Below are 24002 nucleotides of genomic sequence, written 5' to 3' on the forward strand. Positions count from 1 at the left end.
GGAAGTTATGCCACTCTTTCAATCATTCCGTCTATTACGCCACAACCTCAACATCCTGCTCATTCCTATAACTCTAGATCTTATCGTGCTTGCCGTCATGATAGCCACGACCGGATGGCAGCTGCATTCGCAATGGAGTTATCGTATCGTGCTAGAAATGGGCCTCCCGTCAGTCTTTCATTTATTTAACATTCCTTTAACTTGGGCGCACGTTATCGTCATGCTCGTATGGGCATTTGCGCAGGGCGGTTATATTAAGGCACTCGTCTCTATTATCGAAGGACAGCCTGTCCGTGCTGCGCAAGTGGTGAAGGACGGCCTCAAGTACTGGGTTCCGTTTGCCTTTCTGAACATTACGGTACTGCTTGCCAAGGCTGCCGCCTCTTCCCTGCTCATCATTATGTTCGGTTCGATTGGCGCTGCCGCATCGCTGCTATTATTCATGGTCATGCGGGTCCTCGCCGTATATTGGGAATTTACAGTTGTTGTCGATAATGTCAATTTCGATACCGCGTTCCGCCGAAGCATGAAGTACTTTAAGCATAACAGTCTATCTGCGATCGGGATGGCGCTCGTTATGTTTGCCTTCTCCGGGGCGGCGAGCGTGCTGGCCAATTACTTTGTGATGCCTGCTGCCGTAATCGTAACGATGTTCGTGTATAGCTTCATCATGTCCATCATCCAGTTGGCGCTAATGCTTACCTTGCGAGAAACGAAGCGATAGCCTTAAATACGGTGCAACGTTTTCAAAAATAGGCTCGAACTTGTATTCGCCTAATTGTCTTGCCGAGGCAATGATTACGTTTTGGCATGCAAAATAGACGGAAGTCCAGCAGCATGTTCTAAAGTACCCGAATACGATATCAAAACATGAATGAGGGGGACTGATCCATGATAAAAGAGCATGCCGCCTTTCCTTCCAAACCACATGTCCCAGCAAGAACTATCAAGTGGGATCACTATCGTGAACTAAAGAACGACAGCACGATTAAAAGGCATCTTCCTGCCACAATGAAACTGAATAAACAATCTCTATTTTCCATGCTGTCGGAGTATACATCGGTATATTTAAAACCTAATCGAGGGGCGTTTGGTGTAGGAGTTATAAAGGTTCAGAAGATGGTTCATAAGAAACAACCGCGTTTCCTTGTCCATGAGGGATCCAGGCAGAAAACATTTTATTCGAGGAATCAGGTATACGCATTTGTTTTGGCAAATATGGTGAACAAAGATTATTTGGTCCAGCAAGGCATAGACCTGCTCCGATGGAACGAACGCCCGTTTGACCTTCGGTTGATGATCAAAAAACAAAGTGATAACACTTGGCTAAATGAAGGGTTTGTCGGCCGCGTCGCTCATCCGAAAAAAATCGTAACGAATATCCGCAGCGGCGGAACTGCGGTGTCCATCGATGACTTATTAGCTCCATATACCAACGTAACAAGTAAAATAGAGACCAAAAAAAAGTTGAACCTATTGGGAGAGCAAATATGTGAGCTGCTGGAAAAGAAATATCCTGGTATTCAGCTTTTTGGGGTTGATCTAGGACTGGATCAAAACTTAAAACCATGGATTATCGAAGTGAATAATCGGCCGGAAAAAATATGTTGGAAGTGCATGCTTGATTTGTATAAAAAGTCTAGCGAAAGCAGCCATTTCATATTTCATTGAGCTTCAGGACGAGTACCAGAAAGCGGCTCTCCATCAAAAAAGAGCTCAAACCGACTCCAATCAGCTGAGCTCCTTGCATCCAACAGTTCTCTTTCAGCCCCCTCCGAAACGTTTGCTTATCTACATCGTAAGTCACCGTTATGTCCCGCTCTCTGACATCGCCACCTTGATGGCGGCCTGCGCCTCTTCCTCCACCTTCCGCAGAAACTCTGGAATGTTCATATCCGATTTCGCGAATTCGGGCAGCTTATCATACAGTTTCACATAGCTGTTCCATACGCTTTCCCTCGCTGGAGGCGGTGCGAACTGATGTTGGAAGTAAGCGGCGATATTTTTGCCTTCGTACCGTCTGTTATCGGCCGCGAATTGGGCGTTTATCGACTTGTCGCCCGTAATGACAGACGGGGTTCCCGCACGGGCAAGCGTCTATTGATATTCTAGAGAGACGCTTGCCATAATCCATTGGAAGGCAGCCTCCTTCTTCTCACTGAACTGGTTTATCGTGAAAATTTGGGTGTTCGGCGTCGGAGCCGTCTGTTCCATCTCCGGCCAAGTCAGCATCGGAACGACGTACATATTTTTCTGGAAATCGAGCGCTTCCTCCTCGTTGCCGCCGAACCAGGTGAAGTAGCCGTGCCAATCAATATGCATTGCGACCGTCTTTTCACTTGAAGCCGGAATTGTTCTCGTCGAACAAGCCGGGAATGCTGAAGCATGGCTGCCGCCGTTTATTTTTTCATCGCTGAAATAATGCGGGCGATATACGAGTCAATGTAAGAGTATTTTTGCAAGTGAATGTGGGAGAATTTGTGAGAGTAGATGCTAGATATGAGAATAGATGTTGGAGTAAATATGCGGGTAGCCGGATCGTGCTGCTGAGATGAGTCGTTCAGCTTTATTTTTTCGCCATCATTTCTTTCACGACACTTGTATATTCCTCCTTCATCTCTCTCAAATAGGTCGCGACGTCTTTGTCTGGCATCTTAACGAAATCCCGCGCCTTCTGGTTGATGAAATCGTCATAGTGAAATGTAATCAAAGGTCCGTACGAGGAGTAAGTCGAAATATTCGCTAACTTTTGTTCAAATACAGGGTCAATATTATATTGTTTGCCGCTCTCTTCCATATGCAGCGCAGCATATTGGTCTGCCGCTTCCTGACTCTTAATCGTCGGCGGGCTGCCGGCGCGGGATAAGGCAAGCTGTCCATCCTGTGATGCGAATTGGGCGATCACGGCCCAAGCGGCATCTTTCTGCTTGCTGTGCTTGTTGATGCTGACCGACACCGACGGGGCCGTCGGACCGACATCCGGATGATCCGGCCATACCGGCACGGATACCATGTCGAACTCCAAGCCTTCAACAGCACTGTTCAGCGGAAGATGAGGAAGTTGGCCAACATACATGGCTAGATTCTGCTCGTTGCTGAAGCTGTATTTATAATCGCTCGTGTCAATCATGCCCGGAATGTTCCGGTATCTGTCCAGAAGCTCAAAAAATTGCTTAAACGCCGATTCCTTCGTAAACAGCACTTCTCCGTTCTTCGGATCGGTTCCGTTAACGCCCAATTGAGAAAATGCATGGGAATAATAGCCGAAGGACAAGCCTTTGTACTTCACTCCGTCACGTTCAGCAGTCACTTGCTTCGCCAGCTCGAGGGTTTCGTCCCACGTCATTCCATCCCGCGGATAATCAATACCGAATTTATCGAATATGCTCTTGTTGTAATACAGCGCTTTTTGGCTGCCTTCAATCGGCAGGCCGTATAAGAGCCCTGTACCATCTGGATCAAGCGCACGTTGAACCTCGACGACGCCATCCCGGAATACAGAGAGATCATAGTTGCTCTTCTCAATATACGGATCGAGCGGCTCTAGCATATCGAGCTCCTTCAACATTTCATACCCTTCATGCATGACATACAAATCAGCTATTTCACCCCGTGCATTCAATTCCTGCAGCCCTGCCGGATCCAATGAAGCCTCTGACTGCTCTAGCGTAATGTTGGGAAACTTCAGTTCTGGAATTTTGATTGTCAGTCTGCTTCTGTTCAGCGGGTGCGGGGGTATCTTCTGCAGTTTGTCCGCTGCATCCTGCCAGTAGTGATACGAGCATGAGGATCGCGACAAGCAGCATAGAAACGTTCTTTTTCATCGCCACGAGCTCCCTTCGTCAGACAACGATTATTTGATATTGAAATGTTCGGCAGGACCGGCTCTGCTCATGACGCAAGCAAAGCCGGTATGATGATGTGAGTGGAGTTAAGTGGAGTTAACACGAGAAGTCTGTTTGAGGATAAAATAAGATATTAGTTTTTGTTTTTCATTTCTTTAACGGTTGCAGCGTATTCTTCATCCATCTTTCTGAGGAAGCTCTGCGCGTCGTCCCCCGACTTCAAGAATGGGCCAACTTGGGAACCGACGTAATTCGTGCCGTACAGTAAAATGTCCGGACCGTATGGGCTGTATATGGCCGGCTTGGCTTGCTGGAGCGAGTAGATCCCCTTGACGTTCATGTCTCTCTTCAACACGTCCGCCGCAAACTGTTCGAGAATGCTCTGATCGCCGGAGACGGATGGCACGTCCTTGCGGGTCATTCGAATTTGCTGCTCATCGGTCAACAAATATTCCAGAACGTCGAGAGCTTCGTCGATATGTTTGCTCTGCTTGCTAATCGCAATCGTGAGCGGCAACGTCGAAGGACCAACACCTGGCAGATCCGACCATGCCGGGAAGCTAACCACTTCGTAATCCAATTCTTCCGGATAGTAAGGAATCGTATTGGCGATAAGACCAAGGCTCATCGCAACCTCTCCCTTAGTAAAATCATAACTGATATCCGGCTCCCAATTACCCGGGATATCTGCGATTCGCTTCGCCAATTCTAAAAATCGGCCAAACGCCGGATTTTTGGAAAATTGCGGTTCGCCTGTAGCTGGATCCGTCCCATTTGCGGATAATTGAGTCATCGCTTGCGACATAAAGTTCGTCGCCAATCCCCGATACTTAATCCCGTCCCGTTCCCCGGTAACTTTCGCGGCCAGCTCGACGACTTCATCCCATGTCATTCCGTCCGTAGGGTAAGAGGCGCCGAACTTATCAAATATCGTCTTGTTATAGTGGAGCGCCACCGCCACGTCTTCAACAGGAATACCGAGCAGACGTCCTTGACCCTCCGGATCGCGCGCACGCAGCGCGTCCATAATACCAGGTCTTATTTTGCTGAAATCGAAGTTGCGTTCCTTCAACAAGTCATCCAATGGCAGCAGCATATCTTTCTCTTTTAAAATGTCGAAACCGTCTGTCGTCAACACGATGTCCGGAACGACGCCTTGCGCGAACAACTCATCGAATTCCTCTTTATTAGCGAATTTCCCTGTCGCTTCAATATCGATGTTCGGGAATTTATCCTTGGTTCCTTCCAATATCCGTGCCTGCACCTGCTCTTTGCTCCATGGCGCCATAAAAATGAGCTTGACCGGATCTTTGTTTCCTTCTTTCGCGGTCACTTGGTCTGATTTATGCTCCGTTTCTTTGGCCGATGTTTCCGCTGCATTTGCTTCTGAGGCAGTCTGTCCGTCCTCCCCGCCGCCCGATCCGCATGCTGATAAGATTAAGGTAAATAGTAGAGTAAAAATTAGGAGTAAGCCGAGTTTGCGATTGTTCATTGTAATTTCCATCCCCTCTTGTTATTCACTCAACGTCCATAGCGGAACATTGGGCTGCGGTAAGTTCAAGCTGTCGATAGTAGTTCGAACATGTTCCGAATAGTCCCAACCCCAGCGGTCGAAAAATTCCAGTAAGTTATCTCCGCACACCCGAGACACCATCTCCACGAACAAATCGATCTTCTGCTGTTCTGTGCGCGGCAATTGGTCCTTCGGCAGCTCGCGGTATGCGATATGAAGCCGAGTGAACATATTCCAACCATAAGCGAATTGCAATTGCCGCATCATGGCCAGCCGCTCGAACAATCCGATGTCGGTAAACTTCTGCTTACCGTCAATCCGGTTCAAGAACGCCATCGCCTTTTCAAAATAGGAGCGCCCCTCTTTGTCCCTCTCTTCCGTCAGGCGAGACGGATTGCCGTAATAGTCCTGGATGAGCAGCGAATAAATGTTGACCGACACCTCGACGATGTCTTCCCAGAACCAAGGCAGCTGTTGATATTCATGACCCATCTCATGCCAGAATCCCCAGCCGTGCTTAAGCGAGCTGAACTTGTCAAAGGTAACCGCTTCTTCGGCAGCAGGCTCGTTCGGAATCATGATCGGATGCCCGGAATGCATATATCCGGCGCTAATCTGCACGTCGGCGGCTATCCGGTGCGGACGATCCGGCGTGCGGTGCGGCATCGGCTTATCCGGTCCGAGACCGACGAACTTATCGTATTGGTCGATCATGTCATCCCACTTCAACATGAGCTCCTCCGGGTTCTCCACTCGCCGGACGACGTCTGAAGGCAGCGTCAGGATGACTTTCCTGCCGCACAGTTCGGCATAAGGTGCGTCATAATGGCGAATCGTCCCCTGCCATTCCGCCACCGTCGTCTTGCCTAGCTCGAAGTATGGCGCATGAACTGCTCCGCTAACCGCCACCTGCGCCTTGAAGTCCGCCTGCGCCTTCGTCGGAATGAGGTATATCAATCCGCCGTACGGACTGCTCAGCTGATTGATTCCCGGGGCGAGCGGCTTCCGCAGCGCGACGCTCGGAGCCCGCTCCCACGTTAGCAGATGCCCCAGCTCATCGGTATGCGCCCCAATCTGCACGTCGAGATGCTCCACACCGTCCGGCACCTCGATCGTAATCCGTTGCCCCGCTGGCGCGTACAATCCGGTACCTGCCCAATAGCCGGGCGGGACGAGCATCCGCAAATAGCTGAGGTCCGCGTAGTCGAAGTCGACATCGACGAGCTGCTCGTGCACGACGGGCGCGTCATCGCCAACGTTGCCGGGGAATACTTCGGCATATGGCGAACGGACGCCGTCCGGATCGAGACTCACCTGCTCGAACGCGTACTGCAGCAGTACGCCTGTGTATGGCTGACGCTCTTTCTCGAACGGCAGCGTGATGTCCATCTCCACCAGCTCCGCTGCGGCGATGATCTCATGATAGAGCCCGAGCCCGCATTCCGGCGTCAACGAGCCGACCGTGCCATCAATGAGACCGAGCAGCAAGGACCATTTCTTCTTCACGGCTGCGTCCGCAGCGCCGATGCTGACATCATCAATGGAAAGCGTGCCGTTCTCGATCGCCTTCACCTGCCCGATTAACCGTTGCACATGGGAATCGTTCGCCTTCTCCGGCGTCAGGATCGGCAGCGCTTGCGGCAGCTCCCAGATGACGTTGTTGCCTAAGCTGATCCCTGCCTTGTTCAGCAGCCGCTGCAGCGGATAATCCCGCACTTTGACCGGACGATCGCCCGCGAGGAGCTGGATCTCTTCCGACGGTTCCCATTCCAGCTCCCAGCCCTTCGTGTGGACGAGCAGGCTGCCGCCCTGCTGCACATACTCATCTAGGCAAGGGAGATCGTCTTCTTTCATACTCCGATCAGCATAAGCGACGGCATACTCCGGAAGCTTCGCGGCGGCTGCCGCCCAACTCGGCACGCGCGTCACCTCGATCGGCAGTTCACCAGCAACGTCGAACATTTCCTCCGAGGCCGTCGTGATAATACGCAGCGGCCCTTGTCCCGCAAGAGTCTTCCGGTAGCGGCCGCTCTCTCCCGTCAGCCAATGCAGCACATTGGCGACGAACTCTCCGCTGCCCGGCACATCGCCGCCGCGACGATTGAATCCGGTTTCAACACCGGATACGAGGATACGGCCTTGACCGTATCTCGCAGCGGCTATGACAGGGAGGCCGTCGGGATCGACGGCGGCCGTGAACGCGTCCCCTCCTACGGCGGCCGCAACCCCGCCATATACTTTGTTGCGCACTGGAATGTCAGTTACTCCGTCATACAGCAAAGCTAAATCCTGCTGCAGCGTCTGTTCCAATACCCGCTTCATTAATGAACCAGCTCCTTTTTTATTTGGGGTCTACTCTACTAATCCTGTACGCTCCACGCTTTCCACGAAATAGCGCTGCGCAAAGAAAAAGATGAGCAACGGAGGCAACAATGACAAGAAGCTTGCAGACATCTTAATCGCTTCCACTAACACAAGCGGCGCTTCCTCACTCGCCAGCATACTGCTGATGCTGGCGTCCACCCTCGACATTTGCGTCGCCAGCGGCACGAGTGGAGATTGGCCAAGGAACATTCTCGGATAATACGTATCATTCCATGTCCAGACGAACGAGAACAGCGAGACGACAAGTATAGCCGGCTTCGCCAGCGGGAACATCACTTTCCAATAGAACTTAAAGGCGCTGGCGCCATCGATCTTGGCCGCTTCCTCCAGTTCCTTCGGCTGGGTCGTATAGAACTGCCTGAAAATGATAACGAACAGCGCTCCCTTAATGCCAAAGCCGAAGATGGATGGAATAATGAGCGAGAAGAGCTTGCCCTGCAATCCCAGCTTCGTATACATAATGATCATTGGCAGCACGATAACTTGCGGCGGGATGATGAAGGCAAGCACAAGCAGGAACATAAGCAGCTTCTTAAATGGAAACTGCATTCTCGCAAGCGCATACCCCATCAAGCCGCATGCGACGACATGGAACAAGGCGACGAGCGTCGATATGCCGATACTGACGAAGAGCGATTGCGAATATTTGAGCGCCGTCCATGCCTTTTCCAAATGACCGAAATACAGTTCATGCGGAATCCACGTCACCGTCGGATCGTTCAAATCCTTCTCGTTCATCACCATCTTGACCAGCATTTTAAAAATCGGGTTCAAGTAAATATACGAAGTCACTAGCAGAATCCAATAAATAAACAGCTTGAACAGCAATCCCCGGTTCACTTCACGCCCAAGCACGGCATAGCGAACCGTATGGAGTCCATCCCGTGCCCACCGTTTCTTAAGCTGCGTCGCCTTCCATTTCACTGTGTTCACTTTTCCGATCATTACAATCCTCCTCACATCGTTCCCGCAGCTTCGCCGTATCGTTCAGCCCCATCCTTATCGGCTGCGGGCGCTTCTGTTCATCCGCAAGAACAAGAGCAATAAAATGGCCAGGAACAGGACGATAACGACAAAATAAATCCAAGCCAGTGCGCTGTTGTACCCGTAGTTGCCGGTATTAATCAATTCAATGACCGGATTATACGGAAAGGTGAACATATCGACGACGGTATAGATCAAGTTCAGTAAAATGAATGGTGACATCGCTGGCAGCGTAATCTTCCAGAATACTTCCCACGGCGTCGCTCCGTCGATGCGGGCCGACTCATAGGAAGACTTCGAAATCGTCTGTCTTCCCGCCAAGAAGATTAGGATTTGCACACCGGAATACCACAGAACGAGCACAAAGCGGTTCAGTACGTCTTTTACCGGTTTGGCCCAAGAACTGTCGCTTAAAAATTGATCTAAATATTCTCCGATAGAAAACCGTTCCAGAAACCCTAACGTTCCTTCTCCCTGATTCACGAATTCCGTCAAAATGTGGCCGGAAGTAAATATGATAGGCAAGAAGAATACGACCCTGAACAGCATGCGTCCCGGAAAATCCTGATTCAGCATAATGGCGATAAACAAGGAGAACACCAAAATAATCGGCACCATAATGACAATTTCCTGGAAAAATGGAATCAAATTGTCGTATAAGGCAGAGCTTCCGAACAATAGCTCGCTGTAGTACTTGAATCCTTGAAAATCGTACTTCAATCCGGTCGGCAGCACCGTTACTTTGTGGAAGCTCATATAGAGCGAGAATCCTAACGGGAAAGCCATGAACAACAGAAATCCGGTAATCCACGGGGCGACGAATAACAGCGCCTCCAAGTGGCGTGACGTCTTTGCCTTCATCGTCTTTTTACTGCGCATGTTCAGCCTCCCCCCGGCAGGACGGCAAAGTCTTTGGCATCGACTGTGACACCGTCTTTTTCGTACGGTACGGCATTGTAATTCACGATAATCCGCTTGCCGTTCGCATACTCGGTCTCATTGACACCTTCTTCCAATGTGCGATGGCCGGCGATAAACTCATTCTGCACATCGCCGAGCGCCTCGTTGAAGCGGCTGTACTGCTTCGCGATCTCTTCGGCCCAGTCCTTGTAATATGTGCTGTAGTAATTGAACAGCGAACGTGTGCCGATCAATTCCTGCGATTGAGCATGCGTGAGCATAAAGGCAGGAATGGCGCCGTATTCAATATTTTTCAATAAATACGTTCCATAATTGTCCGTCACGTTGGCATACCATGAGGAATAGGTCACCAGGCCGTGCAGAGCAATCTGAGCAAACGGTACGGTCTCATCGAGGAACAAGTCGAACGAATTCTCATCTGACAGCCCATGAACATGCTCCACATACTTCAAGGCATAGAAATTACCGTTCGTGACGTCTGCCGAGCCCAGCTGTTCCTTCGTCTTGGCGAAGACGTTCTCTTGTATCTTCCGCGCATCCTTTCGGGTTGCCTTGTACCGTTCGTTAAAATCACTGTTCAGAAACGCTCCGATTCCATACCCGAGCGTTAAGCCGTCAACCCCTAATTGCTTCGCTTTAGCTAAATCCTTCAGCATAACTTCTTCCATAAATCGCGGACTGACGAGCGTCGATTTCCCCTCATGTTCACGGAATTGAATGACGACCGCGCCGAGATCCTGCAATCCATCTCTACTGCTGCGGAATCCATCCCGACCGCTATTGTTGAATGTGTAGGAAGAACCGTCCAAGGTGACGCGGTGCCCTTTCGCATGGGCAAAATCGATGAAATGACTCATGCCGTCATTGCCGCCAATTCCGCTGTCTACTGGAAAATGTCCGCCGTTCTCGCTGAACCCGCCCTTCTGCCAACCGGAGTAGGCGATGGACATCTTCTTCACACCGATCGATGTCAATTCATTCACGACTTCCTCTGCCTGCGTTGTCGTGGTGAGCGGTTCATACGAATCCCACAGAAATCCTTTGCGCGAGTCCGCCCCGAGCAAGTGAACCTGCAGACTGATGTTGTCGTCCTCCGTCTTGATCGGGCTCAGACCGGCGTCTTCCATCAGGAACTGCCGGAAGCGAGATGCCATGCCGACATAGTCAGACGCTCCGCGGTCAAGGAAATAATAGCGTACGGACCGATCTCCTTCCGTACGCGCTCTGCTGAATGTCTGGAAGCCATTCAGCTTCCGTTTGTCAGTCGGTTGAAAGAAGCGCTGCCGGTACGTGAATTCCGCCGTCGCCCAGTTGTATTGGTTCATTGACTTGGACGGCGCGGCCAGCACGTTGGCATATTCGGCCCCTTGATCGATGACAGCGAGCAGCGCTTGTTCTCCCGACTTGATGCCGAATACAGGCATTCTGACCGGCTGCCGAATCGAGAACGAGTTGTTATTGTTGCTGAACGCCAAGTCATCGCCATATATCCGTTCGAAGTAAAAGTTATTGTTCGGAGGCCGATCCCTCTTGAACTGTACAAGCGTTCCCGGGCCATCCGGGATGAACAGATAGCCGTTCTCCTGTTCGGAGGTGGCTGAGCCTAGGAACGGATACAAGCGTATCCCTGTAATGCGGGCGTCATTGTCTTTCTTTTTCTTATTTTCCGCTTCGAACTGCTTCATCTCTTCCGCAGTCTTTCCGTCCTTGAAGCCTTCCTCCAGTACTTTCGTCTCGACATAGTCGTCCTTGAGATTAACTTCAATAGGAATGATGAAGCCAATCTTCGGCATCGAGAAGGTTAGCCGGAATCCGTTCTCCGTCAATTCAAATTGTTCAATCGTACTTTTTTGATCTATCACGTTCGTCTCTTTCACTTGATCCTTGCGCACGTTGAATTCGACATATTTGATGAACACGGGCGACTGCATATGCTTCTTCCAAGTGTCTGTGTTCTCTTTATCCTTCCATCCTTCCGGACTCGGGAACGATCGCCATACATTGTCGTCACGTTTATCCTTCACGAGAAAATGGCCGCTGTTCTGATGGACCAACAGCTGCAGCCGCGTATTTTCCGCAGCCAATGTGAACTGGTCATCGGACGGGAAGATGCGGGCATAGCTATTTGCGCCCTCGGTTTTTGCCGCCGACTTTGAAGACGAGGCAGTCGTATTAGACTTCTCTTTGCCTGCTGCAGGCTGGCTCTCCTGCGTAGCCGCGGCGTTGTCAGCTTGATCGCCAGCCAGCTTCTCAGCCGCTGTCGCGGCACCAGCCATAGAGGCGTCTACCTGATTCGGCTGCTCCGCTTTGTTCTCAGCCGCCCCTGGATATGACATCAAGGTAAAGCTGGTCAACGTGACTAGAAGGGCGACTGCGAATATTCGTTTTACATTGTTGAACGGCTGCTTCACATCGACACCTCCTGATAAATCGTATAGAAAAAGTTCTGCAACTCGGATGACAGCCCCGTCATAATGGAAATAAGGACCCACGTAATAAGCATTGCAAAAGCGGTCAGAGACACGTTCGCAATCGTTTCACCTACACCGTAATTTTGCAGCGATTGAATTTTCCAATAGAAGAGCAATGCGCACCAGACGAACATGCCCATTTCGAAAAAGCTGTAAATCGATTGCTCGCTATGCGTCATCACATTAGACAAAGCTGCGAGCGGCAAGCCCAAGAGCACAATCGGGAACAAGGCGTAAGCGCTGCCGATAAACACATCCTTAAATCGTGCTTCCCCTTGGCGAATACTGCCGATTAAGTAATTGCACACGACCCATGTTAACCACGTAACGGCGAAGATGATGAGAAAAGCAATGCTGCGCTCATTGCTCGGAATCGGCATAAATACAAAGCTTGTAAAATACTCCTTTACCAACAATACAGCCGCAACGAGCACGAGGATGATGCTTGCGCTTAAGTAGCTCCCCTTAAAGCTGTAACGCAAATCGGTAAAGCCGTCGATAGGATGCCGCAGTATCGTAAATGCATGCTTCAATTGCTGCAGCAATGGTTTCCGGAACCAAGAAACACTCTTCTTGTCTTTATTCCGCCAGAACAACGTGAATTTCTTCTTCCGGCTGCCTGCAATGAGCGTCAGCAGGACAATAAGAAAGAACGCGTTAGCCACATAAGCGAAGTTCTGCTGGAACCATTGCAGACGAAGCTGCCAGAACGTATCGGAATACCCATCCCCATCCCCAGCCAGCTTGAACAGATCAAGCGCTTGCTTGTAATCTTCCTGATGATAAGCAGCTTGCGCCAGACCGCGATAAGCTGGAGAATACAGCGCATTCAGCCGCAGCACTTCTTTCCAATGCTGCTCGCTTTCTTCATATCTGCCCTCCTGTGACAATGCTGTCGCCTTCTGCAGCATCATGCCGAATTCAGTAGGCTCCAATACATGGATTAAGTTTTGAGAATCATCCAAAATGAAGAGCGCATTTTTCGAGTTCGTTGCGACAGATACCGGGCTCTGGCTTATGCCAAGCTGCGGTGTGCCGAATGTGACTGGTCCAACCCAGAAAAATAGCATTTCACCGTTCGGCCCGTATTGGGTTACCGAATTGGATATTTTATCAATGGCGACCAAGTTGCCGTTCCGATCGACCGTAATATCGGTTAAGCCCGACTTCTGTTCTTTATCGGTACTCGTCGGCTGACTGCGATTGCGGTTGCGGAATCTCGAGTCAAGCCCGAACTTTTTATCTGTCCATTGATTTTCACCACGGATGTTCAACTTCTTCACTTGCTCTTTCTCCGTAGCGGATACCGTATAGATGAACCCTTGATCATCAATGTGAATGTTGCGAATCGTCGTCGGCAGCGTGCGCACTTGCCGGCTGAGCTGCTCTTCGGTATAGAATGCCTTGCGCACCAGATCCATAAGCGACACTTCCGTTAAGTTCGTACCGTAAAATCCGTAGAAATTTCCCTCTGGATCGAGTTGAATCACCCCTTGATAGCTGCCGTTCGAAATGACGTACATGAAACCTCTGCTGTCCACAACCAGATTGGTAGGTTCATAGTGAAACGTCTCATCGATGAATCTTGATTGCGGCCGTTCAAATTGCTGCAGCAATTTCCCTTCCCGATCCAGTGTGACAATCCGCTTATTGCCTGTATCCGCTATATAGATAGTACCGTCCTTCGTGACAAACACACCTTGCGGCGTCTTTAGACCCTCTGCACGAATGTCCCGGATGAACTTTCCCTTGCTATTCAGATGAACAATTCGGTTATTGTCCGTATCCGCAATATAAATTTCGTCCTTCTCATCGATGAACAGATCCTGCGGTCGCTTGAGCGGAGAATATTCCCGGAGCGCCTCTCCCTTCTCCGTTCTCGTTACATAAATATCGTTACCGACCACTTTAGCTGGATAATAGGCAGCTTGACTCGGAATGGTGCGGTTATATCCGTCTTTGCTAAACGTGACGTAGGGCGGTTCCGCTGCGGCCGTGTCAGGAAATAAGACGGCAGCCATCAGCGTAAGTGCAATTCCAAGCAGAAGCAGCCGTTGTTTCTTCCCTCTCTTGTCCATGTATTAACCTCCGTTATAACCCTACTTGATTCCTGAGTGTGCCATCGTCTGGATAACTTTCCGCTGCGATAGCAGGAAGATGATCAGGTTAGGAATAAACATAATGAGAGATGCCGCAGCCGCAACCCCCTGCCTTGCCACGCTGTTGGCTAGATTGGACGTCAGCGATTCCACGTAGAAAGGCAGCGTTTTCATTGCATCGTTCTGCATGAACAAAGCCGACGTTTCCGAATTGCCCCACGCGGTCTGGAAGGAAAGAATCGTAATCGTCGCCATCGCAGGCGTGACGATAGGAATCATAATCCTCATAAAGATTTGCCATTCCGAAGCGCCGTCCAGCTTAGCCGCCTCCATCAATTCATTCGGTACTTGATCCATGAATTGCTTCAGCAGAAACACCCCGACCGGAAGCGCCAATATCGGCAGCACATGTCCCCAATACGTATTCATGATGCCGAGGTTCTTCACGACAATATATCGCGGTATGCCCATCGTCTCGACCGCAATCATAATCGACAGCAAGATAACGCCGAATATAACTTTGCGTCCTGGAAACGGATGCTTCGACAAAGGATAGGCACATAAAGCGCCGAGGATGACCATGCCGACGGTCGCAAGAACGGTTACGATCACGCTGTTAAGAATGAAGCGCGTTACCGGCAAGAACGTATCCTGTGAGGCATTGAGCAAATCGATAAAGTTTTGCCACGTTCCTTGCTTCACAAAAAATGTCGGTGGAAATAAGAATAATTCATGCAGCGGCTTAAATGCATGGTTAAAAATAAACACAAGTGGAAGGAGCATAAATACCGACAGCAGCGTCAAGAGAATGAGCAGAAATATTTGCGTTGCGTCCATATTGCGAAAATCGCTGCGATACAGTGACCAGGTGTGCGAGAGCGAGCTGCGTATTCGCCGGAACAATGACATCCTACTCATCCTCCTTCGGCCCCAGCAGCATCCATAAGAATCGGCTAAGCAGTATGGTAACAATCAACAGTACAATCGATACGGCACTTGCATATCCGAGCTCCAAGCGAGTAAAGCCGAAATCATCGATGTGGTTCATAAAGAGCTGTCCGGAATAATCCGGTGTCGGGTTCATGCCTGATAACTGCGTCCCGATTCCCCCTGCCTTCAACGTACCGACGATAGCCATGACCGCGGCGAACAACATTTGCGGCTTCATCATTGGAATCGTGATATACCAGATTTCTTGCAGTCTGCTGCGGATGCCATCGATTCGCGCCGCTTCGTACAACTGCTTATCCACATTCAATATTCCGGCCAATATCGCCAGAAATCCAAGTCCCATACTTGACCATATCGAGACGATAATCATAATGATCATCAAATAATCTTTATCTATCGTAAATAGAACCGGCTGATCGATGAAGCCCCATTTCAGTAAGAAGCTGTTAATATATCCGGTACGGTCCCCGGTAAACATAACTTGCCAGACGACAACCATCGCAATGCCCCCGGTTAATGAGGGAGCGTACATTGCCAAGGCGTACCATACACGAATCGTGGATGGCAATTGCGCGATCAGCCACGCGAGCACGAAGGCGAGCACGTAGCCGATCGGGCCGACGAACAAGGCAAACTTGAATGAATTGGGGACGACATGCTTCAAAAAGATAACGTCCTGTGAAAATAGATTTTGATAATTCATCCATCCGGCCCATTTTGGGAACTCAATGGAGTTAAAATAAGTGAAGCTCAAGCCGATGCCCGTGATGACCGGAACAATGACGAACAGAGTAAATACGATAAGAAATGGAGCAACGAACAAATAGGACAACCGAAACTTCCATACTTCTTGCTTCAAATGGCTCAACCTGCACCCGAATTTCTCCGATAAACGTGGGCGGTCTACGGATAGCGGCTGCTGAATGACGGGTGGCACTTCATTCGACAAGTTGATCGACCCCTTTCCACGGTTCATTAATACGCGGCAGATTCAGCGATCTCAACACTTCACCGTTTGGTCCGACAATTTCAAATTCTTGCTGCTTCCGTGCAAGTTCTCGCTTGATTTCCTTAATTGCTTTTTCCAGCGAGATGCGTGAGTTTTCAGAGTCGACGACCGTGCGGTTCCAAGCGAATCCCAATTCACGATCGGTCATATATCCCCCTGGCACTTGCGGTATTTCTTTCGTCCATTTCCATTGCTCCAAAATAATTTTCAAATCGTCCGGCTTCCACGGCATATTGGCGAACGCCTGCACATTTGACGTGTTCCAGCGGAACGATTCTCCATGGTACTGTTCCAGATTGAGACCGAATTCGGTCTGTGTCTCGGTCGACGTGTACCATTGCAGAAACTCCCACGCTTGCTTCTGCTTCTCCGGGGACGCATTTTTGAACAGCATCGCGTTCGAAGGATTGGAACCGCCCGACCATCTCACGAATGTGCCGTCCGGCTTGCTCGTGCCGGGTACCGGTGCAATCGCCCAATCATTAGCGATTTCCGGAGCTGCTACTAGTAGCTGCATATACATATTGAAATCGGAAATACCGATTGGAATGTCCCCGCGTCTGAATTGGTTGTAGAAGCTTTGCACCACACGTTCAATCCCTTGAACGTTATAGAAGTCGGTCCACATTTTATAAGCTTTGAACGCCTTCGGGGAATCCAGTCCTGTCGACACCCCCGACTGCGAATACATTTCAACGTCATTCTGGAACATAATTGGCGAATAGTCGGCAGAATCCATGTAGAAGTTATATTGGTTCTGAAGTAGTGTCGGAAGAATCTGGTATATATCGTCCCACGTCTTAGGGATGTCTACGCCTAATTGCTGCAAAATATCTTTGCGATAGAACAGTACTTTGAAGCTGACTGTTTCCGGAACACCGTAATAACCGCCGTCATAATATAACGGCTGCAGCATCCCCGGACTATATCGGGAGAAAAATTGCTCTGCTCCGGGCATCTCGCTTAGATTCAAAGCCGCATTCCGAAGTGCCATATCGAATGGCACGTTCGCGGGGACACCCAACGCGACATCAGGCATCATGCCTGAAGCATTGGCCAGCGTCAGCATCTGCGCGTTCTGAATCAAGTTGATATGCACTTTAATGCCTGTCTCCGGTGTAAAGCGGTCATTGACCAGCTGCTGCAGTTCATCAACGTAATCCCGTCCCCACACCATCCACACGTTCAGTACATCATCAGACTTGTCGTCGAATCCCGTGCGATCTTGGAACGAATAGGCGAGTGATTGAAACATGCCGCCCATTTTACTCCAGAAGCCTGCAGTCATGCTCGGAAGATCGGCATCAATTGGTGCGACATAGATCTGATCCAACTGCAAAGGACTGTTCATCAACGTAGCCCGGTTCGATTCGAGCGATTCCTGAACAGCAGCTATCCGATCCTGAGAATACGGAATTTGATTAGGCTTCTTCAAAATGCTCTTAATATCTTCCGCTCCGTTCTTCAGCATTTGCGCCACATCATCGGTACGCGGATTAATTTTCTTCATTTCTGCTTGTAAATAGATGAACTGTTCTCGAATGGATTCCATACGTTCCGTCAGACCTGGAATATCTTTATCCACATTCCACACCCGGTACTTGTCTTCCCGATTGCCGGTCACCATGCGCAACTCAAGCAAAATCGAGCGTAGTTCATGCGAAATATGGTTCATTTGAATAATGATAGGCATGTATGGAGCATAAGTCGCCTCCATCGTCAGCGTGTGCTGCCCTTTCGTCAAGTAAAAGGCATATGGTTCACCTTTACTGTCCTCTATCGTCATCCCTTGCCAATCGGAGTCATAAGGGAATTGCACATGTTCCATTTCACGATACGGAATGCTGCCATCAATATAAACCGTGCGGAATATGGACATATTTTTGACGGTATTCTGATTAGCGCGCAGCGCCAGTTTGTATATGCCGTCCTCTGGAATGTCGAGGATCCAGGAGACCGCTTGCCCGCCTTTCATCCATCTCGATCCGCCGAGAGTATTGTAAGTGATCGCATCTAACGATTTGGGGTGTGTAAACGGATCGCGATCATATACATTTTGAATGGAGGTTGAATTTTTCACACTGTATTGATCGGCTTCGATAGTAAGCGCTGTCCCGTCCCGCTTCGCGGATGCCGGATAGGATTGCTTTACTTCATCATACGAAGCGATAGTGCTAGGGGCTTGCAAAGTAAACTTCTCAAATGCGATCGGCTGCTGCAGTATTTCAAGCCGGATTGTATTTTTCCCTTGCTTTAAATACCATTGAATCGGCGTGGAATAAGCACCATTCGACTCCGTCAATGCCTTCTCTTTCCAGCCCGTAACCTCTTTAACTTGCGGGCGTATCTGGTTGCCTAACGCATCATAGCGAGCTGGCTGGATATCGCGATATTCACGCTCAAACACAATCGAACGCGACTCATTAAATAGATATTCACCGTTAATGCGGGCTGACAACATTACGGACTGTCGGCTGCCGCCGTCTTGTTCCTTTAACGGATAATAATCCGCTTTCATTTCATATAGTCCCGCCCGACTCACTTCCACTTCATATTCGATCCATCCCCGTTGGTTGGACCATATTAGCACATTGTTCTTACCTTCATAGGAGCCTGTCGTTACATCGGCATCATCTGACTTCGCCGTAAATTGCGAGGCTGTAATCACCACTTCACCTGTTCCGGGTTGAATACCGTCTGCTTGCCACTGCTTGAGCGTTTCTTGATAATAAGGCTCAATTTGACTGTTGTCAGCAGAGGCAAAAATATGAACCGCTCCACGATTCGTGGATGTAGATGAGCCGGAATCCGCATACACAGACCATTCACTCGAATTAACCGTGAGATACACGATGCCCACGATGATTAGCAAACCGATGACAAATAACCCGTATTTCGCCTGTCGACCCTGTCGACTACTGCGTTGCGTCACGCCTTCATCACCTCTCAATCCGTCAGAAGCATTTCCGTATCCTTATTGAAAAACAATGCCTTTTCCATATTAATCGCAGCCGACACCTGGGATGTGTCTTCGCAATGGAAGCCCTCGCTGGCACGGATGACAAGCGGCCGGTCTTGCTTAATATCAATGTGGTAATAACGATCGGAGCCGACAAATTCGTTAAATTGCAATATGCCCGTCACTATGGAATCCGGTGAGGCTTCCATTCGATGAGGTTCAAAGCTGATATGCTCAGGACGGATCCCCATCACAACGGTCCGCTCTAGCAATCGGTGTTTTTTGATAGCGCTTGCATGTTGAGGAGCGAGGCGGATCGCGAATCGATTCGTATGAAATTCCAAGTGTCCATCTTGTTCTTGCAGTTTTCCTTGAATGAAATTCATCGGTGGATTGCCGATAAAGTTAGCAACGAACATATTGACAGGCCGATTATAGATAAGTTCCGGCGTATCGACTTGCTGTACGAGACCTCTGTTCATGACGACGACCCGATCACCCATCGTCATCGCCTCAACCTGGTCATGGGTCACATATATAGTGGTCACTTCAATCTTCTTATGCAGGCTAATAATTTCAGAGCGCATCTGCACGCGCAGCTTCGCATCCAAGTTCGACAGCGGTTCGTCCATGAGGAACACTTGCGGTGTCCTGACGATCGCTCGACCGAGCGCCACGCGCTGCCGTTGTCCACCGGATAATTCACGCGGCTTACGCTCCAAAAAGTTCTCAATTTCAAGCACTCGTGCCGCCCGCTTCACCGCCAAATCAATTTCATGCTTCGGCTGTTTCCGCAAGCGCAATCCAAAAGCGATATTTTCATACACGCTCATGTTCGGATACAGTGCGTAGTTCTGGAACACCATCGAGATATCCCTATCCTTCGGAGGTATGTCATTCACTACTGTATCGCCGATATAAATATCGCCTTCTGTCACATCCTCCAACCCTGCCAACATGCGGAGTGTCGTTGATTTTCCGCATCCGGACGGCCCGACCAATACGATAAATTCCGTATCGTCTACAGACAAGTTGAAATCGCTTACAGCAATCTCTTTATATTTGCCATAACGCTTATACACATGATTAAACAAAATATTTGCCATCACGATCCCTCCCGGTAAGAAATATATTACTAAGAAAGCTGTTAATTTGGTGTTAAGAAATATGTAAGCGCTTTCTAAATTGGCGTTGCTTGCTTTACTTGCTTGCTTTTATGCCTCATCGAACCTAGTTCGTTTCTCTCCCCCTCCTGCGAAGGTATTGCTCCAAATAGCCCTTTTGTCCACTATCCCATCTATTCAGAAATAGAGCACATCATGTAGTTAATTCCCCTTTTTAGTAAAAGAACGAATCTATTTACATATTGCAATATCATCATCTGTCGTAGAAATGACGCAGTCCTTGCTCTCAACGCATCATCATCTGTTGCAGAAGTGCGCAATCCCTGTTCGCAGCAATTTCACCATCTGTCATAGTAGTAACGCAATCCTTGTTCGTAACGTATCATTGTCTGCCGTAGAAGTAACCGAGCCATATTTGCAGTTTCATCATCCGTCGCATGACTGGACTAAAACATGTGTCGAAGCTTCCTTGCATACAAAACAGACCATTCGCATTCAGAATGATCTCTTTAGCATCAAGTACGGCAGTGACGCAATGCTACAACTTTAATTGGCTCGCTTAACTGACATACTTAACTATATATCCTTATCAGTTGAATTGCTGATATTTGCACAATTGAAGCACTAAAATATAACTGTAAACGGAAGCTTCGTAATAGGTTCAGCTTATTGTCAGATTTAACAATTGTAAATTTTAACTAATAACTAGCTTAAAACAAGACATTTTCCATCAAGCAGCGTGTGTTATTCTTCCTATCGTTCTTCCACGGCGTCTCCACGCTAACGCTATAAAGGTGTTGACGGACAAGCATTGTGCCGCCAACCGCTCCCATATGGATACATGTTGCGATTCAAGATTGTAGCGATAGCAGTATTCGTCCAGATAAGCTTGCAAATATTTACCTCCCAAGCCGTGAAACGTCTTATTGATCCAAGATCGAGCTTGATCGGCGATGTGACGAAGCACATCAGGTCGGCGAAAACGGAAATGGTGCTTCATGATGTTGATCTTGCTTGTATTCGAAGATACGTGCTGTGAGACAAAGGCCGTCCGCCCGGCAGTCAACAGGCTCTTGTCGGACAACAAATGATTGCGCAATACTTGCTTCATTTTCACATAGGTGGGGCTGTTATCAGGGTTGACGGAGGCAGCAATCAGATACGGATGCTCCTTCGGGTGCAGCTCAAATAAAGGAGTGTGCTCCGACCCATAGTATGTCAAAGCGGCACGAACGTCATGCTCAAGCGGACACTCGGCATCTGCAGCGCCCATGACCGCTCTAAGCTTATGCAGCATTGCCCAAGCCGTCTTGTACGTCACTTGGATGATCACACTCAGCTTCACTGCATTAATCCCCTCATCGGTTCTTGAAATGAGCCAGATGGCAGCCAACCACTTCCTGAGATCCGTACGGCTTCCTTCCATCACAGTGCCGGCAATAAGTGAGCATTGATGACGACAGGAACGACATTCATATAGCGGCAGCCTACGTGATCGTATCGTATACGCCTCTCCATGGTTGCAGCGAGGACAGACGAAGCCATGAGGCCACTTTCTCCGAAATATCTCTTCTACGCACCTGTCCTCAGAATGAAAATACGCAAATAATTCCTCCAAACTCTCAAATGACATCTGCCCCGTCATATTCCCACCTCCTCAAAAAGAGAACGTTTGTTCTTGATATACAAATTATAACAAACAAATAGTGATGTTTCAAGTAGGACGCTTCACATCTGCATGTATCATTTCAGTACCGAGCCATTCATTACGCCATTACGTGATCTGAATTATTGGGAGAGTGAACAAAAGAACATTTCAACGAACCTTCCTTTGCCAATCTGAGTTAGTGGGAGAGTGGACAAAAGGACATTTCAACGAACCTTCCCTTGCCAATCTGAGTTAGTGGGAGAGTGGACAAAAGGACTTACTAAGAGATAGAGCCGGGTTTCACACTAGAAATAGTTTTTGAGGAGTAACTGTAAATAGAATGACCGTCTAACAAAAACAGACTGCCCCACGGTCAACAAGTTGTGGGACAGCCTGTGGTTGCACTTGATTGTATTCCATTGCGTTCATGTATCGCATCCGATCAAAGCTTTAAATCAGCCCGATCTTGTCACGACGGTTGCCGGCGCCTATCTTCCGCTTCTCGATTAGGCGATTGAGCGCGTCGACGTAAGCGCGGGCGCTCGCCTCGAGAATGTCGGTGCTGACCCCTCTGCCCGTAACTGCGATATCATTTTGGGCAAGCACGACATGCACTTCCCCAAGCGCATCTTTACCGTGCGTAACCGATTTAATGGAGTAATCGGACAGCTCCACTTCCTCTTTCGTCGCTTTATCGATTGCCATATAGATGGCATCGACGGATCCGTTCCCTTCGGACTCTTCTTCCAGTACGCCGCCGTCCAGCATCACGATACGCACCTTCGCAGAAGGGGTCGACTTATTGCCATATGCGACATAAATCGTTTCCAGTGTGTACGCTTCAGGCGTATCGACTAGCTTTTCTTCAATCATCGCGCGGATATCTTCATCCGACACTTCCTTCTTTTTGTCGGCCAGTTCCTTGAACTTGGAAAAAGCATGATTCACTTGATCTTTATCCAAATTATATCCCAAGTCGATAAGCTTCTCACGGAACGCGTGGCGTCCAGAATGCTTGCCGAGCACCAGCTTGCTCTCTTTCAAACCAATCGTCTCTGGGGAAATAATCTCATACGTCGATTTTTCCTTCAGCATGCCATCCTGATGAATGCCGGACTCATGTGCGAAGGCATTCGCCCCGACAATCGCTTTGTTGCCAGGGACCGCCATTCCGGTCAGCTTGCTGACAAGACGGCTCGTTCTCGCAATTTCGGACAACACAAATGACGTCTTCGCTTGATAGAAATCCGCACGCGTCTCAAGAGCCATCGCCACCTCTTCAAGCGCCGTGTTGCCTGCTCGTTCGCCAATGCCGTTAATCGTGCCTTCAATTTGATCGGCGCCATTTAGTACGGCGGCAAGCGCATTGGCCGTTGCCATGCCAAGATCATCGTGGCAATGAGCACTAAGCTGAATCTTTTCAATACCAGAAACGTTCTCCTTGAGCGTCTTAAAGATATTGCCGTATTCATACGGTGTCAAATACCCGACCGTATCTGGAATGTTGACGACGGTAGCCCCGGCGCGAATCGCCATTTCTGTGACCTGGCACAGAAAATCCAACTCAGTGCGTCCCGCATCTTCTGGGGAAAATTCGATCTTGCTGAAATACTTTTTCGCATAGCTGATGGCCGCATCGGCTGTCTCCAGCACTTGCTCTTTCTCCATACGCAGCTTATACTTCCGGTGAATTGGAGACGAGGCAAGGAATAGATGCAGGCAAGGATCCTGAGCATCCTTCAAGGCTTCATAAGCTGCATCGATATCCGGTATACGCGCACGGGAAAGACCAACAATCGTCGAGTTCTTCACCGCTTTCGCCACCGCATTTACAGCCGCCAAGTCACCCGGAGATGCGGCAGGAAATCCCGCTTCGATGCGGTCGACGCCCAAGCGCTCCAACTGATGTGCAATTTCAAGCTTTTCTTTCGTATTCAAGTTGACGCCAGGGGATTGCTCTCCATCCCTGAGCGTCGTGTCAAAAATATAAATTTTACGCATCGTTGCACCTCCTTCAGTCCTATCGGAGCGCTGCCCTGCAGCTCTCCATAAATCAACAGCGTCCCCCGCCTGTCGACGGGCGGACGCTGTGC

Annotated in this window: 18 protein-coding genes; 3 read left to right on the top strand and 15 right to left on the bottom strand. The window is 49.3% G+C overall.

The genetic code is table 11. From position 1 onward, the window contains the following. Nucleotides 1–7: 7 nt before the first annotated feature. Both LQV63_RS19065 and LQV63_RS19070 read left to right on the top strand, forming a co-directional pair. Complete coding sequence (locus tag LQV63_RS19065; RefSeq protein ID WP_233697925.1) at nucleotides 8–724, top strand: hypothetical protein; 717 nt, start codon at nucleotides 8–10, stop codon at nucleotides 722–724. 167 nt (nucleotides 725–891) lie between these two features. Next, complete coding sequence (locus LQV63_RS19070; RefSeq protein WP_233697926.1) at nucleotides 892–1671, top strand: YheC/YheD family protein; 780 nt, start codon at nucleotides 892–894, stop codon at nucleotides 1669–1671. Between the two features lie 138 nt (nucleotides 1672–1809). Here LQV63_RS19070 and LQV63_RS31495 read toward each other — a convergent pair whose 3' ends face one another. Beyond that, complete coding sequence (locus LQV63_RS31495; RefSeq protein ID WP_019421456.1) at nucleotides 1810–1935, bottom strand: hypothetical protein; 126 nt, start codon at nucleotides 1933–1935, stop codon at nucleotides 1810–1812. Between the two features lie 45 nt (nucleotides 1936–1980). Here LQV63_RS31495 and LQV63_RS31500 point away from each other — a divergent pair, with 45 nt between their 5' ends. Then, on the top strand, nucleotides 1981–2112 hold the full coding sequence (locus tag LQV63_RS31500) for a hypothetical protein (protein ID WP_019421457.1): 132 nt from the start codon (nucleotides 1981–1983) through the stop codon (nucleotides 2110–2112). Here the strand turns inward: LQV63_RS31500 and LQV63_RS19075 are convergent. From LQV63_RS19075 to LQV63_RS19140, 14 genes are all read right to left on the bottom strand, one after another. Next, a complete protein-coding gene (locus tag LQV63_RS19075) occupies nucleotides 2098–2322 on the bottom strand; it encodes a hypothetical protein (RefSeq protein ID WP_233697927.1) in 225 nt (74 codons plus the stop codon). The two genes, LQV63_RS31500 and LQV63_RS19075, sit on opposite strands and share 15 nt — an antisense overlap. 244 nt (nucleotides 2323–2566) lie before the next feature. After that, a complete protein-coding gene (locus tag LQV63_RS19080; RefSeq protein ID WP_233697928.1) occupies nucleotides 2567–3799 on the bottom strand; it encodes an ABC transporter substrate-binding protein in 1233 nt (410 codons plus the stop codon). Between the two features lie 179 nt (nucleotides 3800–3978). Further along, on the bottom strand, nucleotides 3979–5337 hold the full coding sequence (locus LQV63_RS19085) for an ABC transporter substrate-binding protein (protein WP_233697929.1): 1359 nt from the start codon (nucleotides 5335–5337) through the stop codon (nucleotides 3979–3981). 21 nt (nucleotides 5338–5358) lie between these two features. Next, a complete protein-coding gene (locus tag LQV63_RS19090; protein WP_233697930.1) occupies nucleotides 5359–7680 on the bottom strand; it encodes a M60 family metallopeptidase in 2322 nt (773 codons plus the stop codon). A 30-nt stretch (nucleotides 7681–7710) separates the two neighbouring features. Continuing rightward, nucleotides 7711–8688: a carbohydrate ABC transporter permease gene (locus LQV63_RS19095; RefSeq protein ID WP_233697931.1), complete on the bottom strand. Its 978-nt coding sequence runs from the start codon at nucleotides 8686–8688 to the stop codon at nucleotides 7711–7713. 54 nt (nucleotides 8689–8742) lie between these two features. After that, nucleotides 8743–9606 (bottom strand): carbohydrate ABC transporter permease, encoded by an 864-nt coding sequence (locus tag LQV63_RS19100; protein WP_233697932.1) that lies wholly within the window; start codon nucleotides 9604–9606, stop codon nucleotides 8743–8745. A 2-nt stretch (nucleotides 9607–9608) separates the two neighbouring features. Beyond that, nucleotides 9609–12059 carry a DUF5696 domain-containing protein gene (locus tag LQV63_RS19105; protein WP_233697933.1) on the bottom strand — a complete coding sequence of 817 codons (2451 nt, stop codon included), beginning with the start codon at nucleotides 12057–12059 and terminating at the stop codon, nucleotides 9609–9611. Further along, nucleotides 12056–14197, bottom strand: coding sequence for a YIP1 family protein (locus tag LQV63_RS19110; protein ID WP_233697934.1), 2142 nt, complete (start codon nucleotides 14195–14197; stop codon nucleotides 12056–12058). Before LQV63_RS19110 ends, LQV63_RS19105 begins: the two co-directional genes overlap by 4 nt. Nucleotides 14198–14218: 21 nt before the next feature. Beyond that, on the bottom strand, nucleotides 14219–15127 hold the full coding sequence (locus LQV63_RS19115) for a carbohydrate ABC transporter permease (RefSeq protein ID WP_019421472.1): 909 nt from the start codon (nucleotides 15125–15127) through the stop codon (nucleotides 14219–14221). A 1-nt stretch (nucleotide 15128) separates the two neighbouring features. Continuing rightward, entirely contained in the window at nucleotides 15129–16118 is a 990-nt protein-coding gene (locus tag LQV63_RS19120) for a carbohydrate ABC transporter permease (protein ID WP_233697935.1), read from the bottom strand. Further along, the gene (locus tag LQV63_RS19125; protein WP_233697936.1) at nucleotides 16108–19110 is read right to left on the bottom strand and encodes an extracellular solute-binding protein; all 3003 of its coding nucleotides are present in this window, start codon (nucleotides 19108–19110) and stop codon (nucleotides 16108–16110) included. The genes LQV63_RS19120 and LQV63_RS19125 overlap by 11 nt, the downstream gene beginning before the upstream one ends. Before the next feature lie 14 nt (nucleotides 19111–19124). Then, nucleotides 19125–20243 (bottom strand): ABC transporter ATP-binding protein, encoded by a 1119-nt coding sequence (locus tag LQV63_RS19130; RefSeq protein ID WP_019421475.1) that lies wholly within the window; start codon nucleotides 20241–20243, stop codon nucleotides 19125–19127. Nucleotides 20244–20991: 748 nt separating this feature from the next. Then, entirely contained in the window at nucleotides 20992–21906 is a 915-nt protein-coding gene (locus tag LQV63_RS19135; protein WP_325175903.1) for an IS1595 family transposase, read from the bottom strand. Nucleotides 21907–22359: 453 nt separating this feature from the next. After that, nucleotides 22360–23910: a 2-isopropylmalate synthase gene (locus tag LQV63_RS19140; RefSeq protein WP_233697937.1), complete on the bottom strand. Its 1551-nt coding sequence runs from the start codon at nucleotides 23908–23910 to the stop codon at nucleotides 22360–22362. Nucleotides 23911–24002 lie beyond the last annotated feature (92 nt).

Source organism: Paenibacillus profundus, from assembly GCF_021369635.1.
GTDB lineage: Bacteria > Bacillota > Bacilli > Paenibacillales > Paenibacillaceae > Paenibacillus_B > Paenibacillus_B profundus.